Source organism: Tateyamaria omphalii (assembly GCF_014651375.1).
Classification (GTDB): domain Bacteria; phylum Pseudomonadota; class Alphaproteobacteria; order Rhodobacterales; family Rhodobacteraceae; genus Tateyamaria; species Tateyamaria omphalii.
In genome coordinates, this window is the sequence record NZ_BMWT01000001.1 from 261,824 (window position 1) to 281,902 (window position 20,079).

Genomic DNA, 20,079 nt, shown 5'->3' on the forward strand with positions numbered 1-20,079 from the left:
AAAAAAGTCGGCCAACCTTGGTCAGAAGTACATTCAGAAGCGGTGTCGCGACTGCCCGACGAAGACCCTATTTGGTACATTGTCGCATCGGCAGGCAGTGTGCGCGAACCAATTTATCGAACCGGCGAAAGCAGTTACTTGAGCGGGCTGTACCTAAATGAAACGGCACACCTTGCCCTGGTTGTACCAAGTCTTTCAAACAACATGCTCTGGCCCAAATGCGCTTGTTGCACGCATTCGTTTAACGGAACTCCTTTCGTGAACTCATTCGACCCCTCTCGTGCCGACGATATGTTCAGAGTGTTATCTGAATGGCACCGAACCGGAGCGATACGGACATGATCCCCATCTCCCTCATCCAATCCACCGCTGAGGTCCTCATGGACAAGGCCGCAATCGAGATCCCCCAAGACTACCTGGACGGTCTTCAACAGGCCGCCAAGACCGAGGACGGCGACCTGTCCTCCTTCGTTCTCAAGGCCATGCTCGAAAACTACGAAGCGGCCAAGGAAGACCGCCGCGCGATGTGCGGCGACACTGGCGTGCCGCGCTGGTTCGTCAAAATGGGGAACGAGGCGCGGGTCGAGGGTGGCATGGTTGCCCTCGAAGCCGCCTTGCGCCGCGCTACGGCCAGTGCCACCAACGGCGTGCCTTTGCGCCCCAACCGCGTGCACCCGCTCTGGCGGACCGATCACGACAACAACGTGGGCATCGGCGCGCCCGAGATCGAATACGGGTTTGAGCCGGAAGGCGAGTGGATCGACCTGATCACGGTGCACAAAGGGGGCCTCTTTGGCACGGACTACCGCATGCTGTTCCCGAGCGATGGCATCCAGGGGATCAAACGGTTCTACCTCGACAGCCTCATGGCGTTCGGCAAACGCGGCCTTGCGTGTCAGCCCGCCATTATCGGCATTGGTCTGGGCGGGTCCAAGGACATCTGCATGACACTGGGCAAACGCGCATCCACCTTGCGCATCGTGGGCAGCCGCAATTCCGACCCGCGGATTGCCGAGATGGAGGATGAGTTCAAGGAACTTGGCAACTCCATCGGCATGGGCGCGATGGGCTTTGTGGGCAAGAACATGGTGATCGATTGCAATATCGAGGTCGGGTACTGCCACACGGGCGGGATGCCGATGTCGGTCCACGCCTTTTGTCTTTCCTCACGCCGCGCAGCCGCCCGCATCCATGCGGACGGTCGGGTCGAACACCGCACCGACCCGGACTGGTTCACCGATTATCAGCGTCGAGAAACGGTCGAATGGGAACCGCAACGGGAGGCTGCGGAATGACTGAAGCCACTAACCTCGCCCTGTTCAGCGAAGCACTCAAAGCGCGATTGGCTGAAGATGAGGTGCACGCCTTAGAGCATCTGAACAAAGCCTTTGAAAACATGCACCCGAAAGTGCGCAGGTTGGACGTCTGCATTCACATGGACCAAGACGCAGAAGGCGCAATATCGCTTATGCTACACCCTGAAGGCCCCGATGTCTTTGTTCTGGACAAAGCAATCGCAGAACATCGCAACACTTTTGATGCGTTTGTACCAACTGGCCTCGAGCCCGACATGCCATTCGAACGAACCGAAGCAACTGTGGCTCAGGTCATAGAAATTTGCGGCGCGTGGGTCTCGGATCTTTGGCAAAAACTCCCCACAACTGCTCGGCAGCTTCCCGCAACCGTGGTATTCAGAGAAGCGGCCTTGGCCGATCCCATTCCGCGCTGGTTGATGAGCCCAGGGCAACACGACGATCTAGCTTCGTAAATCTCCGCCCGTGTTGCGACACGATGTGCCTAAACCGTCCCAAAGGAACAGCTCCTGTGACCATCCGCGAAGTCCGCCTTTCAACCACGCCAAGCGATGAATCGATCGCTGATCTGCGTCTCGGCGACATCGTCTATCTTGACGGCCTCATGTATACGGCCCGCGAGGGCGTCTATATGCGCGCGCTTGACGACAAGGCGAACATCCCCATGGAGTTGCCCAGTCAATCCGCGGCGAACTTCCACTGTTCACCTGCCGCCCGCATCAACCCCGATGGCAGCTTTGACATGGGAGCAGTGACGGCAACCGCCTCCTTCCGCTTTGCCAAATGGCTGCCCGAATGGATGGCAAAGACCGGGGCCAAGCTGATCGTGGGCAAGGGCGGTATGTCGTCTAGGGACTACAAGGAATACTTCGTGCCAAACGGTGCCGTATACCTGTCCACTGTTGGCTATGGCACCGGCGCTTTGCTCGGTCGCGGTGTGGAAAATGTCGAAGCGGTTCACTGGAACGAGGAACTGGGACTTGCCCAGGCTATGTGGGTCATCAAATGCAACGGCATGGGTCCGTTCATCGTAGCGTCCGACCTGAACGGCGACTGCCTGTTCGAACGTGAAAACGCCAAGATTGCCGAGAATGTCGCGCGGGTGTACGAGGGTACGAAACCTGCCGTCCTCAAGCGCTACGGCGAAAGTGATGACCGCACGGACGAGGTAATCTGAAGCGTCTATGCCCGACCTGTCCCTGATTGCGTTCGCAAGCGCCGTTCTGCTGCTGGCAGGTACGGTGAAGGGTTTCATTGGGTTGGGGATGCCCACGGTGGCCCTGACCCTTCTCACTTTTCAGCTTGATACCAGGTCGGCTGTATCATTGGTCGTAGTCCCCATGCTGCTCAGCAATGTCTGGCAGTTCTGGCGCGGTCCGGACATGTTGGGATGCGCCAAACAGCATTGGCGGTACGCGGCGATATTGATCCTGTTTGTTGCTGCAACCGTCTGGTTCAGCCAATCCGCGCCCGACGCTCTTCTGCGTGCGGCGTTGGGTGTTTTCGTTCTGGCCTTCTGCTTCTTTAGCTGGCGCAACATGGTGCCTCCTATTCCACCTCATCGCGTGCGCCTGTTCGAAGGGTTGAGCGCCATAGTCGCCGGCTTGATCGGAGGGTTGACGGCCGCATGGGCTCCACCTTTGGCAATGTATCTGACTGGCCTCCGGCTCGATCGCGATGCCTTTGTGCAGGCACTTGGGTTCCTGATCACTGCGGGCAGTGTGTCGATCTTTGTTATGTTCATCGCGGTGGGGCACAGCTCCGGCCCTGATCTTGCAATCTCAACTTTCTTGCTGATCCCTGCGCTTTTGGGTTTTTCGGTGGGTGAGCATTTGAGACATCGCACGGACCCGGAGAAATTCAGGGTGCTCTTTCTGGGCGCGTTTTCGATCTTGGGTGCAAATCTGGTGTTGGGCACGCTTATGAAGTGAGATGCCTAAGTCATTTCGCTCAATAACAAACCCGCCCCCATCGCAAGGGTTAACAGGATCAATAAACGACGAAAGCCAGTATCGCTCAGCCGGCGAAAAACTATGATCCCAACCTGTGCAGCGATCAACCCGCAGGGAATTGTGATCATTAGCGCGTTCAATGCAGTCTGATCATAAGCTCCCTTCAGGAAAAGCAGCGTGACTGTGGTGGATAGAATGACCATGTTCAACGGTTGCATCACGGCGCGTGTCTCGGATTTGCTCCATGGCCGCACAGATAGCCACATGGCGGGCAAGGCACCTGACACGCCTGCCGTGCCACCAAGAACTCCGCCCAGAAACCCAACAATCACATCAATAACAGGCGTTTTGCGTGAGAATGACGGCAGAGCAGCGCGAAATCCAAAATATCCGCCGTAGACAATCAGAAACATCGCAATCCCGGTGCGCAACGTCCCGGTGTCAATGACATCAAGTAACGACAAGCCAAGCGGCACGCCCACAAGCCCGGGCAAGATGAAACGTGCCAAACGGTCCGGGCGCGCAAAGATAGATGCACGTACAATCCACAAACCCTGCAGCCCGACCAGGACGGACATCAAGGCCACAATGGCAACTGACGTCGTGGGCGGCAGAACAACGAGGTAAAAGCCCAATGCGAACAATGCGGTACCAGTTCCGGACAAACCGTTGATAAACCCGCCGGCGGCAGCCCCCAGCACAAGAAACAGGATCATGTCAGTGGTCATGATGTGGTGTCTGTACTCTGTGGTTGCGCAGCCCCAATGACCCCGGCCAGGGCGTCGAAAATCTCGTCAATGGCGCGCATCTTGATCTGATCCTCGGGGAAGGCCAGCCCCAGCACTCGGGTCGGCGCATCTGCACCAAGATTCAAGCGCTTAACGGGTACCGTGTCCAGTGGCTTCACAGCAAGATCAGGCACAATCGACACACCCAGATTGGCGTGTACCATGCTGACAATGGCTTCGGGTGTGTCCAATTCCATCGCTTCGGTCACGCGAATGCGGTTTGAACTGATCCAGTTGTCGATCAAGCCGCCCAGCACTGCGTTCCGGTTGAATCGGATGTATGGTTTGGTCGCAAGAAGCAACATTGGGTCTTCTTCCGGCTCTTCGAGGGAGGCAATCAATTGCATCGGTTCTTCGATCAACGGGCGAAACGCGATGCCCATGGGCATGAGGTGAGGTTTGGTTATGATCGCGGCATCCAGATGACCGCGTTCAATATCGGCGAGCAATGTGCCTGTCAGCCCAGGCCGGATGTGCAAGCCAACCCGTGGAAAGCGGCCTTTGAATATGGCCATGGCCTTTGGGGTTAGCCCCGTCAGCGTCGTACCCAATGCGCCCAGTTTCAGCACACCGCTCAACCCGCCATCGGCCAGCACAGATGGGACAAGGTTGTCGTAATCTGAAATCAACTTGCGCGCCTTCGCCACAACTTCATGCGCAACAGGTGTCAGCTCGGGGGTGCGCGTTGAGCGGTTGAATAGGGCAAGACCAAGTTCAGCCTCTAAAGCGCGCATTTGCTGACTGACTGCCGCGTGGGTGACGTGAACGGCATCAGCCGCAGCGCTAAATGTCTTGTTGTCCGCAACCGCAACCAAGGTACGCAGCAATCGAATGGTCATTTTTACACACCGTCTGACGGCCAGACTTACAAAACTCATGGCTAACGCGGGAATGGCACAAGATCAAATTTCAAGACGGCTGCCCTTGTCCGGGTGATCGACCTGCCTGCGAGGTATGAAGTTGTTACCGCACAGTAGTCCGCCAAAAACACGACTCGAATAAAAGGACATCGAACGAATGCCATCTGTTTTGGAATTAGTTTCTTTTGAAGCAGATTCGACACTCGTATTTCGGGAATTACGTGGACTCGCACGTGGTTTTTCACAAACCTCTGGTTGAACTTAATTTGGATAAACCGGAACACGAAAAGAAATCCTTTCAATACACGCCGTGTGTTGCTTACTCTCCAAAACATAGTGCGGCTCCGTATGTTCCGTCTCAATTCGGTTAACAGATTACTTTTGGAAGGTTCTAGATATGCCAATTACCCAGGCTCAACTTGACGCGTATCTCGCTGGCAACTCCGTCGACTTTAACTTGACACCCGACCCGGGGCCGACCAGCACAAACGGTATATTTTTTCAGAATGTCTTTTTCGACACAGCGACAGGTGACTCCAACTCAACACCGCAAGGCCTGGCAACGCTGACCGCTCTGAACGACATCAGCAACTTCAACCAAGACGACACCAGTTTCATTGTCCGCAATGCAATTGTGAATGTCGGAGATGACTTCGGCACTACATTCGGAACGGACAGCATTCTGTCGATCTCGGGACCGTCGGCTGTTCTGAACATGACCGGCCAGCCTGGCAACTCCACACGCTTCCGCATGGCATCTGAGGATGGGAATACAACGACCGCGACCGCTTATATTAGCGACGGCGCACAGGTAACCATCGATAACGCAGATCCAAATGCGGGTCGCGGTTTTCAAGTCGGCACCAACTTTGGTGCTTTTGACGACAATGGCTTGGTGCGACCCGGCGGCCAAAGCGTAAGCGCAACTTTGGTCATTGAAGGCTCAAATACAGTAGTGTCTGTTTTGAATACCGCAGGCGGGGATCGCGGCAGCCTTGATATTGGTCGTGTGTTTCGGCCAGATGATGGCGTGATCGACACGACAACAAATCGCTCGGCTGAAGGGCGCGTTATCGTGAGCGACGGAGCAGAGTTAAATGTTCACCAGTTCATCGGAATCGGCACAACGGATGGCATTGCCGGAGCGACTGCTGAGGGTGCCTTGGTCGTCGAAGGCGCAGGCACCGTTGTGAACGTCGGAAACTCAGACGGATCTGGCGAAAACGGTTTCATGCGCGTGGCCGAAGAAGGCGGCACCGGTTTTTTCATTCTGCGCGATGGCGCCGAGTTCAACATGTTCAGCGGCACATTTGATGCCGGTATTCAGTTTTCCGGGGGAGGAGATCGGGAAGGTGGCGATGCTACTGGCATCGTAACAGGTACTGGCACCCGTTTGTTCGTCGAAAATGGCTTTATTGAAGTCGGTCGCAACATTGGCACCGCAAGTCTGACCATTTCTGATGGGGCCGAAGTCGAAACACGTGGAATGGCCGTTGCTCAGGCAGGCACTTCCGACGTTGTTGTTGAGGGGACAGGAACACGCCTCATTCTGGCCAGTGGGACCGAAGGGTACCTCGACATTGGGACATTCGGCAACCAATCCAACTTTATCCCTTCAACAACCGGAACAATGACCATTCGCGATGGCGCGGAAGTAAATGTGCGCCAATTTGTTGGTATCGGCGATACCCAGGGGAGGGATGGCGCAACCGCGACCGGGACATTGATTGTCGAGGGTGCGGGCACGATCGTCACGGTTGGTAGCGAAGATCGCACGGGTCCCAATGGCTTCATGCGTATTGGCGATCAAGGTGGCACAGGGTCGTTCATCCTGCGCGATGGCGCGACATTCCAGCTGCTCGCCGGTGACGAGTTCGGTGGCGGCATCCAAATGTCAGGCAGCTCCGAAAACGAAAATACAGGAGGGTCCGCTACAGCGTTGATTACTGGTGCGGGCACGCATCTGATCGCGGAACAGGATGTGATCTTTGTTGGACGCAATGGTGGTACGGCGACCATGACGATTTCCGACGGGGCGACTGTCGACGCCTTGTTTTTTGATGCCGGACGTGGAGGTGAAGGTCACGTCATCATCGAAGGCGAAGGCACAACCGTTAACCTGTCCGGGGCGCAGGTCACCCCGGAGTTTGGGGCGTTTATGACCGTCGGTCGAGATTCCGAAGGCACAGTGACGATCCGTGATGGTGCAGATATGACAATCACCGGAGACGGGGGACAGTTTCCTGGCTTCCAGGCCGGTCGCAATGATGGCTCGAATGGCACGGTTACTGTCACCGGCGCGGGCTCAAGCATCACAATCGAACGCGGCGGAAACACAAATGTGGACGGGGGAGAAACCGGGTTTATCCGCGCAGGGCGCAGCAGTGGATCCGAAGGAACGATCAACGTTTTGAATGGCGGCGTCGTGACAAACGACAGCGAAGGCCTGCTGATTGTTGCAGAAAACGAAGGCTCGCAGGGTTTCGTGAATGTCAGCGGATCAGGCAGCATTTTTGACTTCGGTGCAACCGCGTTGCTGTCGCAAGATGCACCGGGCATGCGCGGCAATTCCGTGGTGACTGTGAGCGATGGCGGGCTTCTTCGCGGCGGTGAAATCATCAATAACGGCATACTCGACATCACGAGTGGTGGGATGGTTGAGGCTGACCTTGTTCAGGACAACATCATTCGCAGCTCGACGGGTGTTGAGGACGTGGCGATTGACGGGGACCTAACCGTCAGAACCGCCGGCTTCGGTCTGGATGTTCTGGGTTCAGGACTGTCGCTGTTGCATGACACCTATTCTGCAACTGGCCATGTGTCTTTGGAAGGTTCTATCGCGATCCTTGGAACATCCCTGGACGCTCTGAGAGGGCTGAACCTGGAGCTCATTTCCGGGTCAAGCCTGTCGGTCAGTGGCGAATTCACGGTACGTTTTGTGGAATTCGACGCGAATGGACTGACGCAAGTTGACGCTGCCGATCTCCTTGCTGCTGACGCCACCGCGGTCAGCTTGAGTTTTTTCACAAGTGCTACCGGGTTGATCGTCGATTTCGGGTTCTTTGAGCAAATCGGCAATGGAGCGAATGAAACCATCACTGGCTCGGCTCTGGATGATTTGATCTCTGGCCTCGGGGGGAACGACAGTATTGCAGGTCTGGATGGTGCTGACAGCCTCCTCGGCGGCTTTGGCGCCGACACGCTTGATGGTGGTGTGGGTGCAGACACCATTGAAGGCGGGTCCGGCAATGACAGTGTTGAAGGTGGAGCCGGGAACGACAGCCTGGATGGCGGTGTTGGTTTTGACACGATCCGAGGTGGTGCTGACAACGACACGATCAATGGTGGGGATGGCGCGGATTCGTTGTTTGGCGATGATGGCGACGACCGCATTGTGGGTGGGCAAGGCTTTGACCAGCTGTTCGGCGGTTCGGGCAACGACACATTGCTGAGCGGCGACACGGCGGACCGTGTTTTTGGCGGTGATGGCAATGACGTGATCCGGGGCGGGTCCAACGTGGGCATCACGGTGGATGGCCTGTTTGGCGAGGCCGGTGATGACACGATCTTTGGCGACGGTGGCTTTGACCTGCTGGACGGCGGCGACGGCAATGACAGCCTGGACGGTGGCAACCAGGCCGACAACCTGTTTGGCCGCGGAGGCGAGGATACGCTGATCGGGGGCCAGGGCTTTGACCGGCTGTTTGGCGGTGCCGAGAACGATGTGCTGATCGGCGGCCAGGGCACGGACGGGTTGTTCGGCCAGCAGGGCAACGACGATCTGAACGGAGGGACGGAGAGCGACCGGCTGTTTGGCGGAGCGGGCAACGACACGCTTGAGGGCGGCGCGGACAATGACGTGCTGTTTGGCGGGGCCGGGTTCGACACGCTGTTTGGCGGCCTGGGGGATGACACGCTTGAGGGCAACTTCAACGCGGATCTGTTTGTGTTCACGGACGGTCACGGCGCGGACACGATTACGGATTTCGCGGCGACGAACAACTTTGAGCGGATTGATTTCTCGGGCCTGTCGACGATCAACAGCTTGGCGGATCTGAACCTTGGCAGCGCCACGCTGGGGGCGGCCACGCAGGTGGGCGGCGATGTGCTGATCGACACGGGCGGCGGCAACAGCATCCTGCTGTCAGGCGTCAGCCTCGGCGATCTGGATGCTTTTGATTTTGTGTTCTAGACGGAGTTCCTTGAATTCCAATGTATTGCTAGTGTCACCGCGTCCAAAAATGCGGTGACTACCAGTGCGCTTCACTGTGTGAGTGGTTGGCAGGGAGACATCTCGAGCCAAGTACCTCGAATCCCACCATAAGCATCACGTTGGGAAAAGACTGTGCGCGAACGATATCACGTTTAATTTCAATGTTTCAGATGTGCTTTGCACCGAAGGGATACGGCACGCATAAGAAAAGTCTGCGCGGACAAGCATAGCATACGACAAGAGCATCGACGCGCCGTTGATTTTCAGTTTGTTGGCAGACCATGTTAGGGGAAAAGCCAAAATAGTTGGCTTTTACAACTAGCAAGCCAACCTTGCAGGGACAATCATTTGTCAGTTCCTCATAAGAGTGCGGCTTTCCCTTTCCCTATGAGATTTGTAAGAGGTAACTATCTGAAGGAAAGTAAGAAAATGGAGCCGCGCTGATTGTGTACTCATAAATCTGCTGAGCTTACCGATAACCCTGCAAATCCGTGTCACGAACCAGTCGAAGTCCTTTACTATTTGTGAACTCTTATACCGTGAAAATGCTGGCTTTGAGCTCGGCTGCACCTTAGTCAGCTCGCCCAGAATGCGTGGCTGTTCCTCTAACCTGTCAAAACTCGATGACAGCACTCAAAACAGGATTCAAATTTGCAAGGGGCAGTTCTGAGAGCGCTTTTCCATGACACTCCTGCACCTACCAAGCAAGCGTGCGGGACTCTCGGAAACCATCGATTTTCGGATAGAAGTTCATATGCACATCAGAGCGCTAGCTGCATCAAAAAAGTAAGAAGCGGAACCGCGGGACTACCGGAGAAAGCTTAAAAACTGGGCTAGCATGCCCACACAACACAGGCGCCTAATCTGTTTCGATCGACTAAATTTCGACGTAAGATGTGCATGTCTAGGCAGGCAAATCGCAAGCATCAAGAACATGACCCGTCGCCAACAAAAAGGCCTTGAGCCTTATAAGTTGGGCAGGACTCCAGGCCTTCGGGTCCCTCGCGTGAAAAGATAGGAGCCATAGAGTATGTAGAAACGAAGCCATTGCATACTCTCGCTTTGACCCATTCTCATGATTCAAAAGATAATACTGTCTCAATAGGTCTACGAGATCGTCGCCCGCAAAGCTCAGATGACTGCGAGAAAAATGCCGGAAACGCTTCCACCGATCAATTTCTAAACTAAATAGTTCACTAAAATCATCGCCTGTCTCTTCAATGGGCTGCAGGGTCCGAATACTGCCTTCAAGTGAACAGAAGTCTCTTGCAATATGATGATAGCCAGTGTGCCTAAAATCAATAAATGAGAACTCTGAGGAGCCTTCAGCCACTAAGATATTTCCGCCATTGAGATCACCATGAGAAAGACAAAGACGCGTCTCATTTACATCATCAATTTGAAGCACGCGAGTTAACATATCGCCCATTTGAACACTAAACCCCGCTACCTCTAATCGACCATCATCAAATCTTCCGATAGGGACGCATCCGTCGAAATTAGAGACCTCTTCTAGAATTTCCTCAACGGTTTCCCTACGAGCAGTTTCATTGGACTGCTCGGTGAAATAAGGCGGATTTTCGAGAAAGTACGATGCTAAAGGTTTGTTTTGAATTTCTTGCTGGCTGTACCAAGCTTGGCTATCAGAGTCAAAAACTTGAGCAAAAACTCTTTTTACTCGTTCACGCTCCACCTCGCCTTTGGAAATGAGCGAGTTCAGTGTCAGCGGGTCCCCAGAACCTCCATGAGCAAACGAGTAGCAAACCGCCCCAAAGGTATCCGTTTGTCCGGTTCCGATAAGGTCGACGCGCCACCTGTAGGGCAGTACCCATTTTGCAAATTTCGCATGATGGCGTGCTTCCAGAATGGCGTCTTTGCTTCCCATTATTTTCAGTACAGCAGGGACCTTGTACTCACTGAATTCGGTCTTTAGGTACATTAGGGAGACTGCAGCACCTGACTTGCCACCAATCAATCGAGTAAGCCGAACACCGTTGACAACGTTTTCACTAGGCAATCCGCCAGTATAACACACCTGCTCGATAAGTGATCGAATTTCCCATTCAGATGGAGCGCGGCGCTTCTTGTACACATCTGGGACCTGTAGACGCTCCAACGCCTTTCTCGAACCGGACACATCAATCTGATCTACACGTGCCCTCGTAAGAAATTTTGATATCTCGCCGTAAACCCATTCACGATAAGGCCCATCTGATTGAGAAAACCCACGCTTTTCTATGAAGATATCAGCTTGAGGGAACTGAGATCGTAACGATGGTCCAGAGATATTTAACTTAGTCAAAAGTATGAAAACTGAATCAGGAAATTCGATCTTGAGCTCGGAAATTCTCTCTTGCCCAAACATTCCTCGGGTTGATCCAGATCCAAAACTATTGTCGAACACAATAATTTCCGGACGGTACTTTCTAATTTCCTTTATGTCTTTTTCTTCCCAGCCCTCAATCAGACGTGGCTGAACATCTACAGTCTCTCCTCGAGCTTCGAAAAGGTTCCGAAAAGCTTCTTCTGCCGAATCTAGTTCGTCTTGTTGGTCATCAAACAAGAATATTTTGATTGCATGCATTCAATTGACTTCCATAGACACCGGTAGAGCGATCACGAGTTGCAGTCTGTGCAATTTCGCACCAACTTCCCCACCGTGTTGTACATACAAAAGTCCGTTAGCAGACCTCACCATCTCACCTAACAGGAAGGCACCATATCGGACCCCCCCATCCTTTTCTATGGGCACACTCCCGAAGGAGCGAAGGATCGATGCCTCCACGTTGGGTACATGAGACGTGTAGCGGACAAAGACAAATGGCCGCCCCCCGCGAATCAAACCTCTAACTTGTATAGTACCACGATTTAGCCCAGTATGTTTTCCCGCGTTAGCTACGAGCAATTCAATGATGGCCGATAGGTTTGCTATCTCTGCTGCTGAGGCAGTGAACGAGCCGTTGTCATCCGCAAAAAACACACTCACGTTACGCTGGAAGGCATCTCGATTCCATTGGCCAAACGCCTCAAGGATCCTGGTGGGTACGTACTCGACTAGATCAATCCCGTCCTGATTAGGACTCTGTAGATTTACAGGAGTTCTGAAGTTTGAGACATACGTCTGCCACCCTTCAATGATTTTCTGTTCAGCGATCGGACGATCTATTTTCATAGCTTCAAATTCAAGTGGATCCGCATCTAAGGTCCCATGAACCGAATATGCCAGCGTAGCCAACTGAGATATGGCTTCGCTGGGTAGCAACGTAGCGACATCTCCAAACAACTCGGAAAGTTGTACAGACACACTCCCGAGGAAATCTCTCATGTTTTCGATTATTCGAGTTGAAATGCCTTCGACGTTCATTGTTCCGAATGGCACACCTGCTTTCCAGATCGAAAAGCAGCATTCCCAGTTTGACCTTCTCGGGTTAAGTGTTAAGTCGCCCGCCTTTCGCAAGTCGACAAATTTACTCTCGCCAACAGGAAGCTCCTTAAAAGCTTGAACATTTACCGACTTTGTATCTGATACACTGATGTCACTTGAGAAGCCTCTATCTCTAGCCCCCCTATCCGTATAGCTCTCGCAAAAAACACTGAGGACCTCTTTAAACGGGTCGTAAGTTCTAATTGTCAGGCTATGAGCCCCAGCGATTCTCCTAACCCGCTCAATTACTTCCGGCAAATTCTGAGACAGAAAATGACTGCGTTCAAACTCAGTTCGTAAGGTTCCGTTTCTAGTTAGAGATACCAATTTACGGCGAAGGGTTAAGATTTCTCGCGAAATTGCTCGTTCTTCAACGGCTATCAACTTCTCACCGACCTCGCGAGCAGAATACTCAAGAAACCTTAGTGCACGCGAATCTATCCCTGCCATACGAGTAATGAGCACGATGCCGGCATTACCTCTTTCATCAGTCAACTGCTCATCAAAAGCTTCTGGGGTGGGCACGATAGCAAAGTGGGTAGGTTGTCCATCTAGGTTTACAAAGCCATCTGTCGTTCGATTCCAACCCAAGGACTTTAAGAATGCATTGGCTATGGCTGGCGGCAAGCTGCGCCAACCCCCACTAGAGTTTGCTCCTATACCCTCAACGACAGACTTCTCTTTGTTCTGCCGCCTACGAATAAGACTTACCTCGACCCGCCCATCGAAGTGTCTAGCTAGGCTCTTGGCAAGACCGACAAAGCTTGGCTTTTTTGAAAGATCAAGAACATTTCGCGAGAACTTTCGAGCGGCAGAGTACTCAAGGTGCGGTAAAATTAGAGACCGGAAAGCTCTAGAAAGCGGTTTTACGATCTTCTCTACCATTTCCATTTCTGCTCGGTTCAAATTTCCCGCCGCCAATACGACGACATTCTCCACTTCGTGCACGACTTCCTGTTCACTTTTGGCGCTGGCCTCGATTTCCTCGAGGTCTTCAAACCTTTCAACTTCTCCATCTCGCAGCCGGAAGGAAGGATGGGGCAAATACAGTCTCCGACTGTTTTCGGCGTCGAAGAAGGAATTTTGATAGAAAAGAAAATCGCAGTTCCCCATGAACCCAGCAATGCTAGCGATCCTATGTATGACGAAATCGAAGCCGACCCTTTGGGAGGCAGTCGTGGATATTTCGTCTAGTTCAAGTGCTAGTTCGCCAACTTCTCTTGGGATGCTCATAAATCGCTCAATGACTGTTACTATCAGGGGACCCTACTCGATCACTGGGCAAGGCAAAGAGTTTTTTCTGAGCAAGAGAGACGTCGGAGCTTTCGATGCTAGCAGAAGCGATCGCAAGCGTCTTAGAACACTTTGCTATTCCGCTAGCATGACATTGATTAGAGAAGCTAGAGAGCATCTTTTCCCTTTCTTAGCCACGCGGACAGTATGGCCTCGCGGTCAAAGTACTTCTCATACTCGTTGATCGAGAACGGAGATATTCGTGGACTTAATTCCTGCGTTTCGGTGAATGCATGGCAAAAGTGTGCAGACGTTATGGAGGCCTCCTTTGCAGAGACAGCTTCGACCAGCGCGTCAAAGAGAAGATTGATGACCAGGCCCCACCGGTTGGAGCATGCAAAGGCCAATCTGCGAAAGAAATCTGAGTTACTCAGATCAGTGAAATCCACTTCGACCCGGTCAGCATAGGCGAAACATAGTCTGTTGAGCTCAAGTAAATCTTCTTCGCTGCTCGGGTCGATCTCATCATAAGTAACGGTCTTGACCAGAAACCGAAGCTGCTCCTCCCTCATGATAAATTCTCGAAGCTCTTTCACGCCGGAGAAGATCAACATAAGCGGCCAACTGGGCTTCTTGAGCAGAGACTTGAAACTATCAATGAGAATGTTCTGGGCCTCGGCGGACTTGTCTTTGAAGATATGTTGGCACTCATCGTAGTGAATACACACCACGCCGTGTTCTTGGGCATGTTTTGCAACTAGGTTCCAGATCAAATCTTGATTTGCGTTTTGCGGAACCTGGATTGGAAAACCAAGTTCGGTCAGCGTGCTCGAGCCGAGCATTTTCCAGGTCACGAGGCCGCTTAGAGTCACCTTGATCATCTTTGCTGTTCTGCCATCGGGCAGCACGATTTGAGCCGAATTGAACTCTCTGCTCAGTTGTTCGAGGTCAGCCGTTTTCCCGACCCGAGAAGGCCCAATCAGCAGTAGTGCGAACGCCTCAAATCTCTTTCCACCTTGCTCCCGAATGCCTGCCCGCGTCAGATAATCGGTCACAATATGTGTAAACACTCGCTCCAAGCGACGAGTTCTCGGGAACTCATAGTGAACCGAAGCAAGTTTCTTTAGGATCGCAGCCCTTTCATCATTGACGAACTTCACTTGAGGTTGCCTTGAGATTTAGGGCGGCCAAAGTGCCTCTTCTCGGTGGCCTCCGACGTCGCGGGTGGTTCATCTTTGTCAGAGTCGATTGGCCCGTCGAACCCAGATCCAACCTTGAATATGCCACCTGTGGGAGACAGCGCGGAAACCTCGCCAGGCGATGCTGTACCAGACAGTGGTTCGTGCCGAGCATTTCGAACCTGAATGATGGTTTGAGCCTTTGTCTCTGCTTCGGCGATCGTCATGAAGCTTCTTGGCAGCTTCTTTTCGAGACCCTTCCTTTTAACATCGTCGTGGCGCCTCTTGCGCGCTTTCAAAAGGCGCGTCTCGTAGTCAGCTGCGCCATCGGTCGGTTCCGAACAAGCGTAGGCCTGAAACTCTATAGCCTCTGCTACCGTTAGGTCACTCATCATTGTCCAAGTCAGCTCACCAAGTACTGGCGTGTCATTTCCCTCCTGCAAAACAGTCACTTCGTTAACGCAATCGGGATCAGAGAAGACGGTAACCTTCCGATTCTTGCTTTCTGCTATGACCTGTATCGCTTCGGACGAGTAAGGAAGACCAAAGACCCTCACGCCCTCATGAGTGACCGTAGCTTCGGAACGCCACCCCAAATGAATCCGACGTGTCATCTCGGGGATTTCTGCCACGCACCCGTAATTGTCATTGGCATAGTTGTAGGCTTCAATCGGACGCATACCGCGCATCGTTGAACCGCCATGTCGCCGGAAAGGGTATTCGTCTACGAAGTAGCGGGTTATGATCCCAAAAAGCTCATCCGCGTCAAATACGGCGTTCTTTATCGGATCATAGCCCTTCAAATGACCCGCTTTCCGGCCCGTATATCCATGAATGAGGTTGAAGACCTGGCTTTCATTAGAACCGAAGAAGCGTTCAATGTAAGGTCGGTCTCCAGAATGATAAGATCGACAGTCGACTGATTGAGCTAAGATCCCCATCGTCGCCATCTTTACCGGTCCGTTTCGCAGGCCTGCGCCATTATCCGTCTTAACTGCGAGGAGACCCACTGCAGGCGCCGGATCAGACTCGCAGTCGTACAAAACTTTTTCTTTCGTCTTGTCTCTTGTGGCCATTCGCAGAACGTCTAGCGTCGCCTCGTGACCGGGGTTGTCGGTTAGGGTCCACCCCAAGGGCAAGCGGGTAGCAACATCGAATGCAACGATGAGCCAAAGCCGGGTCGCCAAGACCTTCTCAATCTCCTCGACTACGCATTTCTCTTGTTTTGAAAATTTCTCCCACCAGCCTTTCTCTTTGCACACTGTCATCAATGAGAGACGGCATTCGTCAAGTTCAATCTGTTCGCCAAACTTGAGAGCATGTGTTTCAGTCAAGCCCCGCAAATGGTCGTTTTGCGCGGCTCGCTTCCCATCGCGGGCAACAGCGCGGGCAGTTGGACTTATTTTCTTGATCTCCCGACGTACCGTTTGCTGCGATACCATCTTGAACGACGCCAGACCGATTTGCTTGCGTCTTTCGTTTTCATCCATGAAAAGCGTTTCCAAGTACGCATATACCGCAGCTGGGGATGCACCTTTCTTGTCCATGTAAATTTCGTCGACGGCCTGTCGGATGAGCTCCCACATGCGGGGGCTGACGCCGTGATTTGAACGATTACCCTTTAGATGATCTTTGTCCGCCAGTACCAATTCGTCGCAATCATGGTCGTAATAGCGTTCGCGGTACTTCCAAATTGTGCGGCCACCAGGCACGAAGTTGGCGTCTCGGCGTGATCCTCCTCTTACCTTTGACTGTTCAGTTTGCAGCCAGACGATTGGACGGGTCGTGTAGATCTTCTCAGCAAATTTGATGACGCGATGCACTACCTCTTTCTTGTCTAACGCAGCTTGATAAATGGCGATGCCTTCAGCTTCGACGGCATCGACCCCCAAGATGAGTGCTTTGCGAAAATCAATCTGATCACGACAAGCAGGCGACAACGTGTCTTTATAAAGTCGCTGTCCAGCTCGAAGCGCGGTTGCGGCACCAGAGACAGACTGAATAAGCTGCGCTGCTGCTACGCCCGGCATCTTTAAGAAGCTCAGAACTTCGTTGATGTTCCAGATGCAGTGTGTCCCTGCAGTTTCGTTGAAGACGTCGTATGTTCCATCGCTGCGGCGCTCAATACTCCTCGTCTGTCCAGCAAGAATGAGCTGCGTACGATCTTCAATCGTGTAGTTTGGTTTCTTCATGCTGAAGCCTTCCAAACTCTGGAATGGTGACAAATAACATTGTCCAGATTTGCGCCTAACTGCCCGTTGGCGAGCAATCTCAAACAAGTATCGAAGATTCGGGCTCTCGACAGGTCGACGACCTTGCTGATGTCGGACATGCGCCAGAGTGCAGAAATGTCCCACAAAGCGTCCGTGACGATTTGATCTGCAATAGGGTCCGGTTCGAAGCAAACGGCCCGGTGCATACGGCGCAGGTTTTCGCGACGCGGTCTTGAATAGGCGTCCGCCTCTACGACGGCAAATTCGTGTGCCTCGGATGGAGGCGTCGCCAACCAAATTGCTTCGATCTCTTCCTGAGTTTCAGGCTTCCGCAAGCTGGCGCGGTTCCTCACAAATACGAACCGCCGTAGGCCGTTCCTGAAAGTCAGACGCAGGTCAATCGTATGCTTACGTTTCCGACCAGCAGGATAACTATACTCGAACTCAACCGGCTGAAACTCCACATCGTAAATGTCAGGTGAAATCAACGCTTCTTCGGCTACTGCCGCCTCAGCGGCACTCTCCGCAGCGCCAACTCTTGGCATCCAGTTGTTTGCCTCTGTTTTGTAGGGAAGCATGACCTTTTGAGAGGTGCTACTGACGGAGATTGGATTCCGGACCCCCGTAAATGGCAGCACGCCATGGATGGGCCCCAACTCGATCTTACCGGCTGATCTGGTCTTAGGTAGACCGTATGCCCAAGTATCATGATCGATTGTATTTTCATCAATCATCGGCGCTCTCCCGAAAGGTTGGGCTGCGTCAACAATTGAGGCCGAGAGGTGGTCCGAAGCTCGTTGTCGAGCCGCGTCATCATCGCTTCGAATTGTTGATTTCCTGATCTGATCCTGAAGCCGCAATCAGCGATGTCAGAGCGATGATAGATGAGGCTGTACTTTGGGCTTTGGGTGAAGGGGATCAGGTCTAATCCTCTAAGCTTGGCGTAAATCGCTTGGCCTTGAACACCTTCATCAGCTGCGATCAGGCCGAGCGTGACATAACCCTGTACAAACTGTTTCAGCGAGCCGATTCCGACCATCCCGATAGCGCGCCTATGGCGACTTCGCTTGATGGTTTTCATTTCAAGAAATCCCTCTTCGACGAGAAGTTTCACAGTGCTGTCGTTGATCCGTAGAAGCGCTTTAAGTTCCGTCTTCGTGATACCGGTCCACGGATCAAACGGGAGCGCTTCCCAGACCTCTTCCGGATCCGCAAATATGCTTCGGAATCCTCTGTCCGATGCATCGCTACAAAGCGATTGGATCTTGCCGCTAGCCACCAATGCTTGCAGTTCTTCGATCGGGCATTTGGTGCGAATACAGAGCGCCAGTAAGTCTTCATAGTTGCTGGAGATGCCAGAAACTATCTTCGCGTGGCGTTTGGTTTGATTCAGAAGTTCGAGGATGTCGGAGGGGTGGTAGCACGGGGCAATCCCAGGAAGTTCAAACTGAGGCCGTAGCTTTTTTGACCGGTGCAGACGCTTGAAGGCATCATAGCCGATTCCAAGTCTGGCGGCCGCCTCCTTGGCCGAAAGGCACTCCGCAAACCTTTGAATTTCTGAGCCATAGCGGTCTATCGGAAAAACCATCCCTTTACCGATCGAGTCCTGAGGCAAGTCATTGGCTCGAAGGAACCTTTTTAGCCGAGGGCTATCGACACTAAACTCACGCGCTGCGCTAGAAAGTCGATGGATCTTACGCGTAGTGCGCTTGCGCCCAAACACTGCCTTGTCGGCAGGGATCGGGTAATGCGCAAAGGCAAAGGCTGACAAAGTATCCAGCAATACAGCCAGCCTCGGACTGCGGTGATCCACCCTCGACAGCCAAGCAGAAATAGCGCCGAAGTCCTTATGGAAGTTTCGCCGGTCCGTTTCTGATCTGAGCGCGATCTCTTCAAGTAAGTCATAGAAATCTGTGGCAGATCTGCCTGCTGCATCAAAGGCAACCTCTTCGCAGATCGCAAGCTCATCATCGCCAAGCTTGGAAAGACGGGCGTCTGAGCCATGCTCAAGAACCGCACCTGCGGCCCGAAGGAACTTTAGCGCAACATCCAAATCGAGTTGATCAATCCAACGGTTGGGAACCGCGCCTTCCAAGCGCTGAATGATGTAGTTTTCAATCTCAAGGCTAGCGCCTTCCTTCGCCTCACAATGTGATTTCGGGTCGCACCAAACTCTGTGGTCGAACAACCTACCTGAGAAATCGTATGGCGACCGGGGGTACGCTGCCCGCGGCAGCGTGATGAGATTGAGCTTATGGACAGGGCAGACACGAAAACTCGAGAGCTGCCATTCAGCACGACCGTATGCTCTGTGTTTGCCATTGCTGAGATCTGCCGCAATGCACGCCGGACACACCCTTTGATCATAGCGCTTTGCAATTTCTGACGAAAGGACTTGGCCATTCACACGGTAGATATGATGACTGTCCAATCTGACGGCAAATTTGCCTAACCGTTTTGCATCGACACCACAAAGGTCTGAAAGCGCATCAATGGATGCTGGATCACCATTCACTAGCGAAATCCATCTCATATCGAAGAACCGGCAGAGGTCCTGAGCGTATTCTAGTCCGTTTCGCTTGGTCAGGCGTGAGACGTAAGACTGTAGAGTTTCGCGGTCATAGAGCGGTACCGTAAGCGCCAGTATGCGACTGCTCGGTTTAATCGTCCCCGTCGGCGACTGGCTATGTACGCCATCATGTGATGCCGGTTTGAGCTGCGTGTTCATTCTCATCCCCAATGTCTTCATCAGGCGTTTCGGCAGCCCAAAAGGGCAGCCAAACACTTGACTGCGTCTGCGAAAACGGGGATGAAGGACTAGACAAAGCGGCGTCCTTGATGCCCCGACTATGTTAAGAACTCAAAGGTTGCCGCCTTTGGGTTCTTTTCGTTTCGGTCTAACTTG

Annotated in this window: 13 protein-coding genes; 5 read left to right on the forward strand and 8 right to left on the reverse strand. The window is 53.0% G+C overall.

Going from position 1 to position 20,079, the window contains the following annotated elements:
- Window positions 1-338 precede the first annotated feature (338 nt).
- The 4 genes from IE087_RS01215 to IE087_RS01230 are packed head-to-tail and all read left to right on the forward strand — an operon-like array spanning window position 339 to window position 3,244.
- On the forward strand, window positions 339-1,295 hold the full coding sequence (locus IE087_RS01215; RefSeq protein WP_189367106.1) for a fumarate hydratase: 957 nt from the start codon (window positions 339-341) through the stop codon (window positions 1,293-1,295).
- The gene (locus IE087_RS01220) at window positions 1,292-1,768 is read left to right on the forward strand and encodes a DUF6389 family protein (RefSeq protein ID WP_189367107.1); all 477 of its coding nucleotides are present in this window, start codon (window positions 1,292-1,294) and stop codon (window positions 1,766-1,768) included. Before IE087_RS01215 ends, IE087_RS01220 begins: the two co-directional genes overlap by 4 nt.
- 23 nt (window positions 1,769-1,791) lie before the next feature.
- Window positions 1,792-2,490 carry a fumarate hydratase C-terminal domain-containing protein gene (locus tag IE087_RS01225; protein WP_189367108.1) on the forward strand — a complete coding sequence of 233 codons (699 nt, stop codon included), beginning with the start codon at window positions 1,792-1,794 and terminating at the stop codon, window positions 2,488-2,490.
- A gap of 7 nt (window positions 2,491-2,497) precedes the next feature.
- Complete coding sequence (locus IE087_RS01230; RefSeq protein ID WP_189367109.1) at window positions 2,498-3,244, forward strand: sulfite exporter TauE/SafE family protein; 747 nt, start codon at window positions 2,498-2,500, stop codon at window positions 3,242-3,244.
- A gap of 5 nt (window positions 3,245-3,249) precedes the next feature.
- Here IE087_RS01230 and IE087_RS01235 read toward each other — a convergent pair whose 3' ends face one another.
- Both IE087_RS01235 and IE087_RS01240 read right to left on the reverse strand, forming a co-directional pair.
- A complete protein-coding gene (locus tag IE087_RS01235) occupies window positions 3,250-3,993 on the reverse strand; it encodes a sulfite exporter TauE/SafE family protein (protein WP_189367110.1) in 744 nt (247 codons plus the stop codon).
- Window positions 3,990-4,892, reverse strand: a complete 903-nt coding sequence (locus IE087_RS01240) for a LysR family transcriptional regulator (protein WP_189368294.1) — start codon at window positions 4,890-4,892, stop codon at window positions 3,990-3,992. The genes IE087_RS01235 and IE087_RS01240 overlap by 4 nt, the downstream gene beginning before the upstream one ends.
- 418 nt (window positions 4,893-5,310) lie before the next feature.
- Here IE087_RS01240 and IE087_RS01245 point away from each other — a divergent pair, with 418 nt between their 5' ends.
- Window positions 5,311-9,105, forward strand: coding sequence for a calcium-binding protein (locus IE087_RS01245; protein WP_189367111.1), 3,795 nt, complete (start codon window positions 5,311-5,313; stop codon window positions 9,103-9,105).
- Between the two features lie 925 nt (window positions 9,106-10,030).
- Here IE087_RS01245 and IE087_RS01250 read toward each other — a convergent pair.
- From IE087_RS01250 to IE087_RS01275, 6 genes are all read right to left on the reverse strand, one after another.
- Window positions 10,031-11,710, reverse strand: coding sequence for a protein kinase family protein (locus IE087_RS01250; protein ID WP_189367112.1), 1,680 nt, complete (start codon window positions 11,708-11,710; stop codon window positions 10,031-10,033).
- Window positions 11,711-13,783: a hypothetical protein gene (locus IE087_RS01255; protein WP_189367113.1), complete on the reverse strand. Its 2,073-nt coding sequence runs from the start codon at window positions 13,781-13,783 to the stop codon at window positions 11,711-11,713.
- Between the two features lie 167 nt (window positions 13,784-13,950).
- Entirely contained in the window at window positions 13,951-14,943 is a 993-nt protein-coding gene (locus tag IE087_RS01260) for an AAA family ATPase (RefSeq protein ID WP_189367114.1), read from the reverse strand.
- On the reverse strand, window positions 14,940-17,153 hold the full coding sequence (locus IE087_RS01265) for a TnsB C-terminal domain-containing protein (RefSeq protein WP_189367115.1): 2,214 nt from the start codon (window positions 17,151-17,153) through the stop codon (window positions 14,940-14,942). Before IE087_RS01265 ends, IE087_RS01260 begins: the two co-directional genes overlap by 4 nt.
- Window positions 17,150-17,908, reverse strand: coding sequence for a Tn7 transposase TnsA N-terminal domain-containing protein (locus tag IE087_RS01270; protein ID WP_229801223.1), 759 nt, complete (start codon window positions 17,906-17,908; stop codon window positions 17,150-17,152). The genes IE087_RS01265 and IE087_RS01270 overlap by 4 nt, the downstream gene beginning before the upstream one ends.
- Entirely contained in the window at window positions 17,905-19,902 is a 1,998-nt protein-coding gene (locus IE087_RS01275) for a TniQ family protein (RefSeq protein ID WP_189367116.1), read from the reverse strand. The genes IE087_RS01270 and IE087_RS01275 overlap by 4 nt, the downstream gene beginning before the upstream one ends.
- Window positions 19,903-20,079 lie beyond the last annotated feature (177 nt).

Bases quoted from the DNA above. Each gene is read 5' to 3' on its own strand.
- IE087_RS01215 (WP_189367106.1), top strand. From the start codon at position 339: ATGATCCCCATCTCCCTCATCCAATCCACCGCTGAGGTCCTCATGGAC.
- IE087_RS01220 (WP_189367107.1), top strand. From the start codon at position 1,292: ATGACTGAAGCCACTAACCTCGCCCTGTTCAGCGAAGCACTCAAAGCG.
- IE087_RS01225 (WP_189367108.1), top strand. From the start codon at position 1,792: ATGTGCCTAAACCGTCCCAAAGGAACAGCTCCTGTGACCATCCGCGAA.
- IE087_RS01230 (WP_189367109.1), top strand. From the start codon at position 2,498: ATGCCCGACCTGTCCCTGATTGCGTTCGCAAGCGCCGTTCTGCTGCTG.
- IE087_RS01235 (WP_189367110.1), bottom strand. From the start codon at position 3,993: ATGACCACTGACATGATCCTGTTTCTTGTGCTGGGGGCTGCCGCCGGC.
- IE087_RS01240 (WP_189368294.1), bottom strand. From the start codon at position 4,892: ATGACCATTCGATTGCTGCGTACCTTGGTTGCGGTTGCGGACAACAAG.
- IE087_RS01245 (WP_189367111.1), top strand. From the start codon at position 5,311: ATGCCAATTACCCAGGCTCAACTTGACGCGTATCTCGCTGGCAACTCC.
- IE087_RS01250 (WP_189367112.1), bottom strand. From the start codon at position 11,710: ATGCATGCAATCAAAATATTCTTGTTTGATGACCAACAAGACGAACTA.
- IE087_RS01255 (WP_189367113.1), bottom strand. From the start codon at position 13,783: ATGAGCATCCCAAGAGAAGTTGGCGAACTAGCACTTGAACTAGACGAA.
- IE087_RS01265 (WP_189367115.1), bottom strand. From the start codon at position 17,153: ATGAAGAAACCAAACTACACGATTGAAGATCGTACGCAGCTCATTCTT.
- IE087_RS01270 (WP_229801223.1), bottom strand. From the start codon at position 17,908: ATGATTGATGAAAATACAATCGATCATGATACTTGGGCATACGGTCTA.
- IE087_RS01275 (WP_189367116.1), bottom strand. From the start codon at position 19,902: ATGAACACGCAGCTCAAACCGGCATCACATGATGGCGTACATAGCCAG.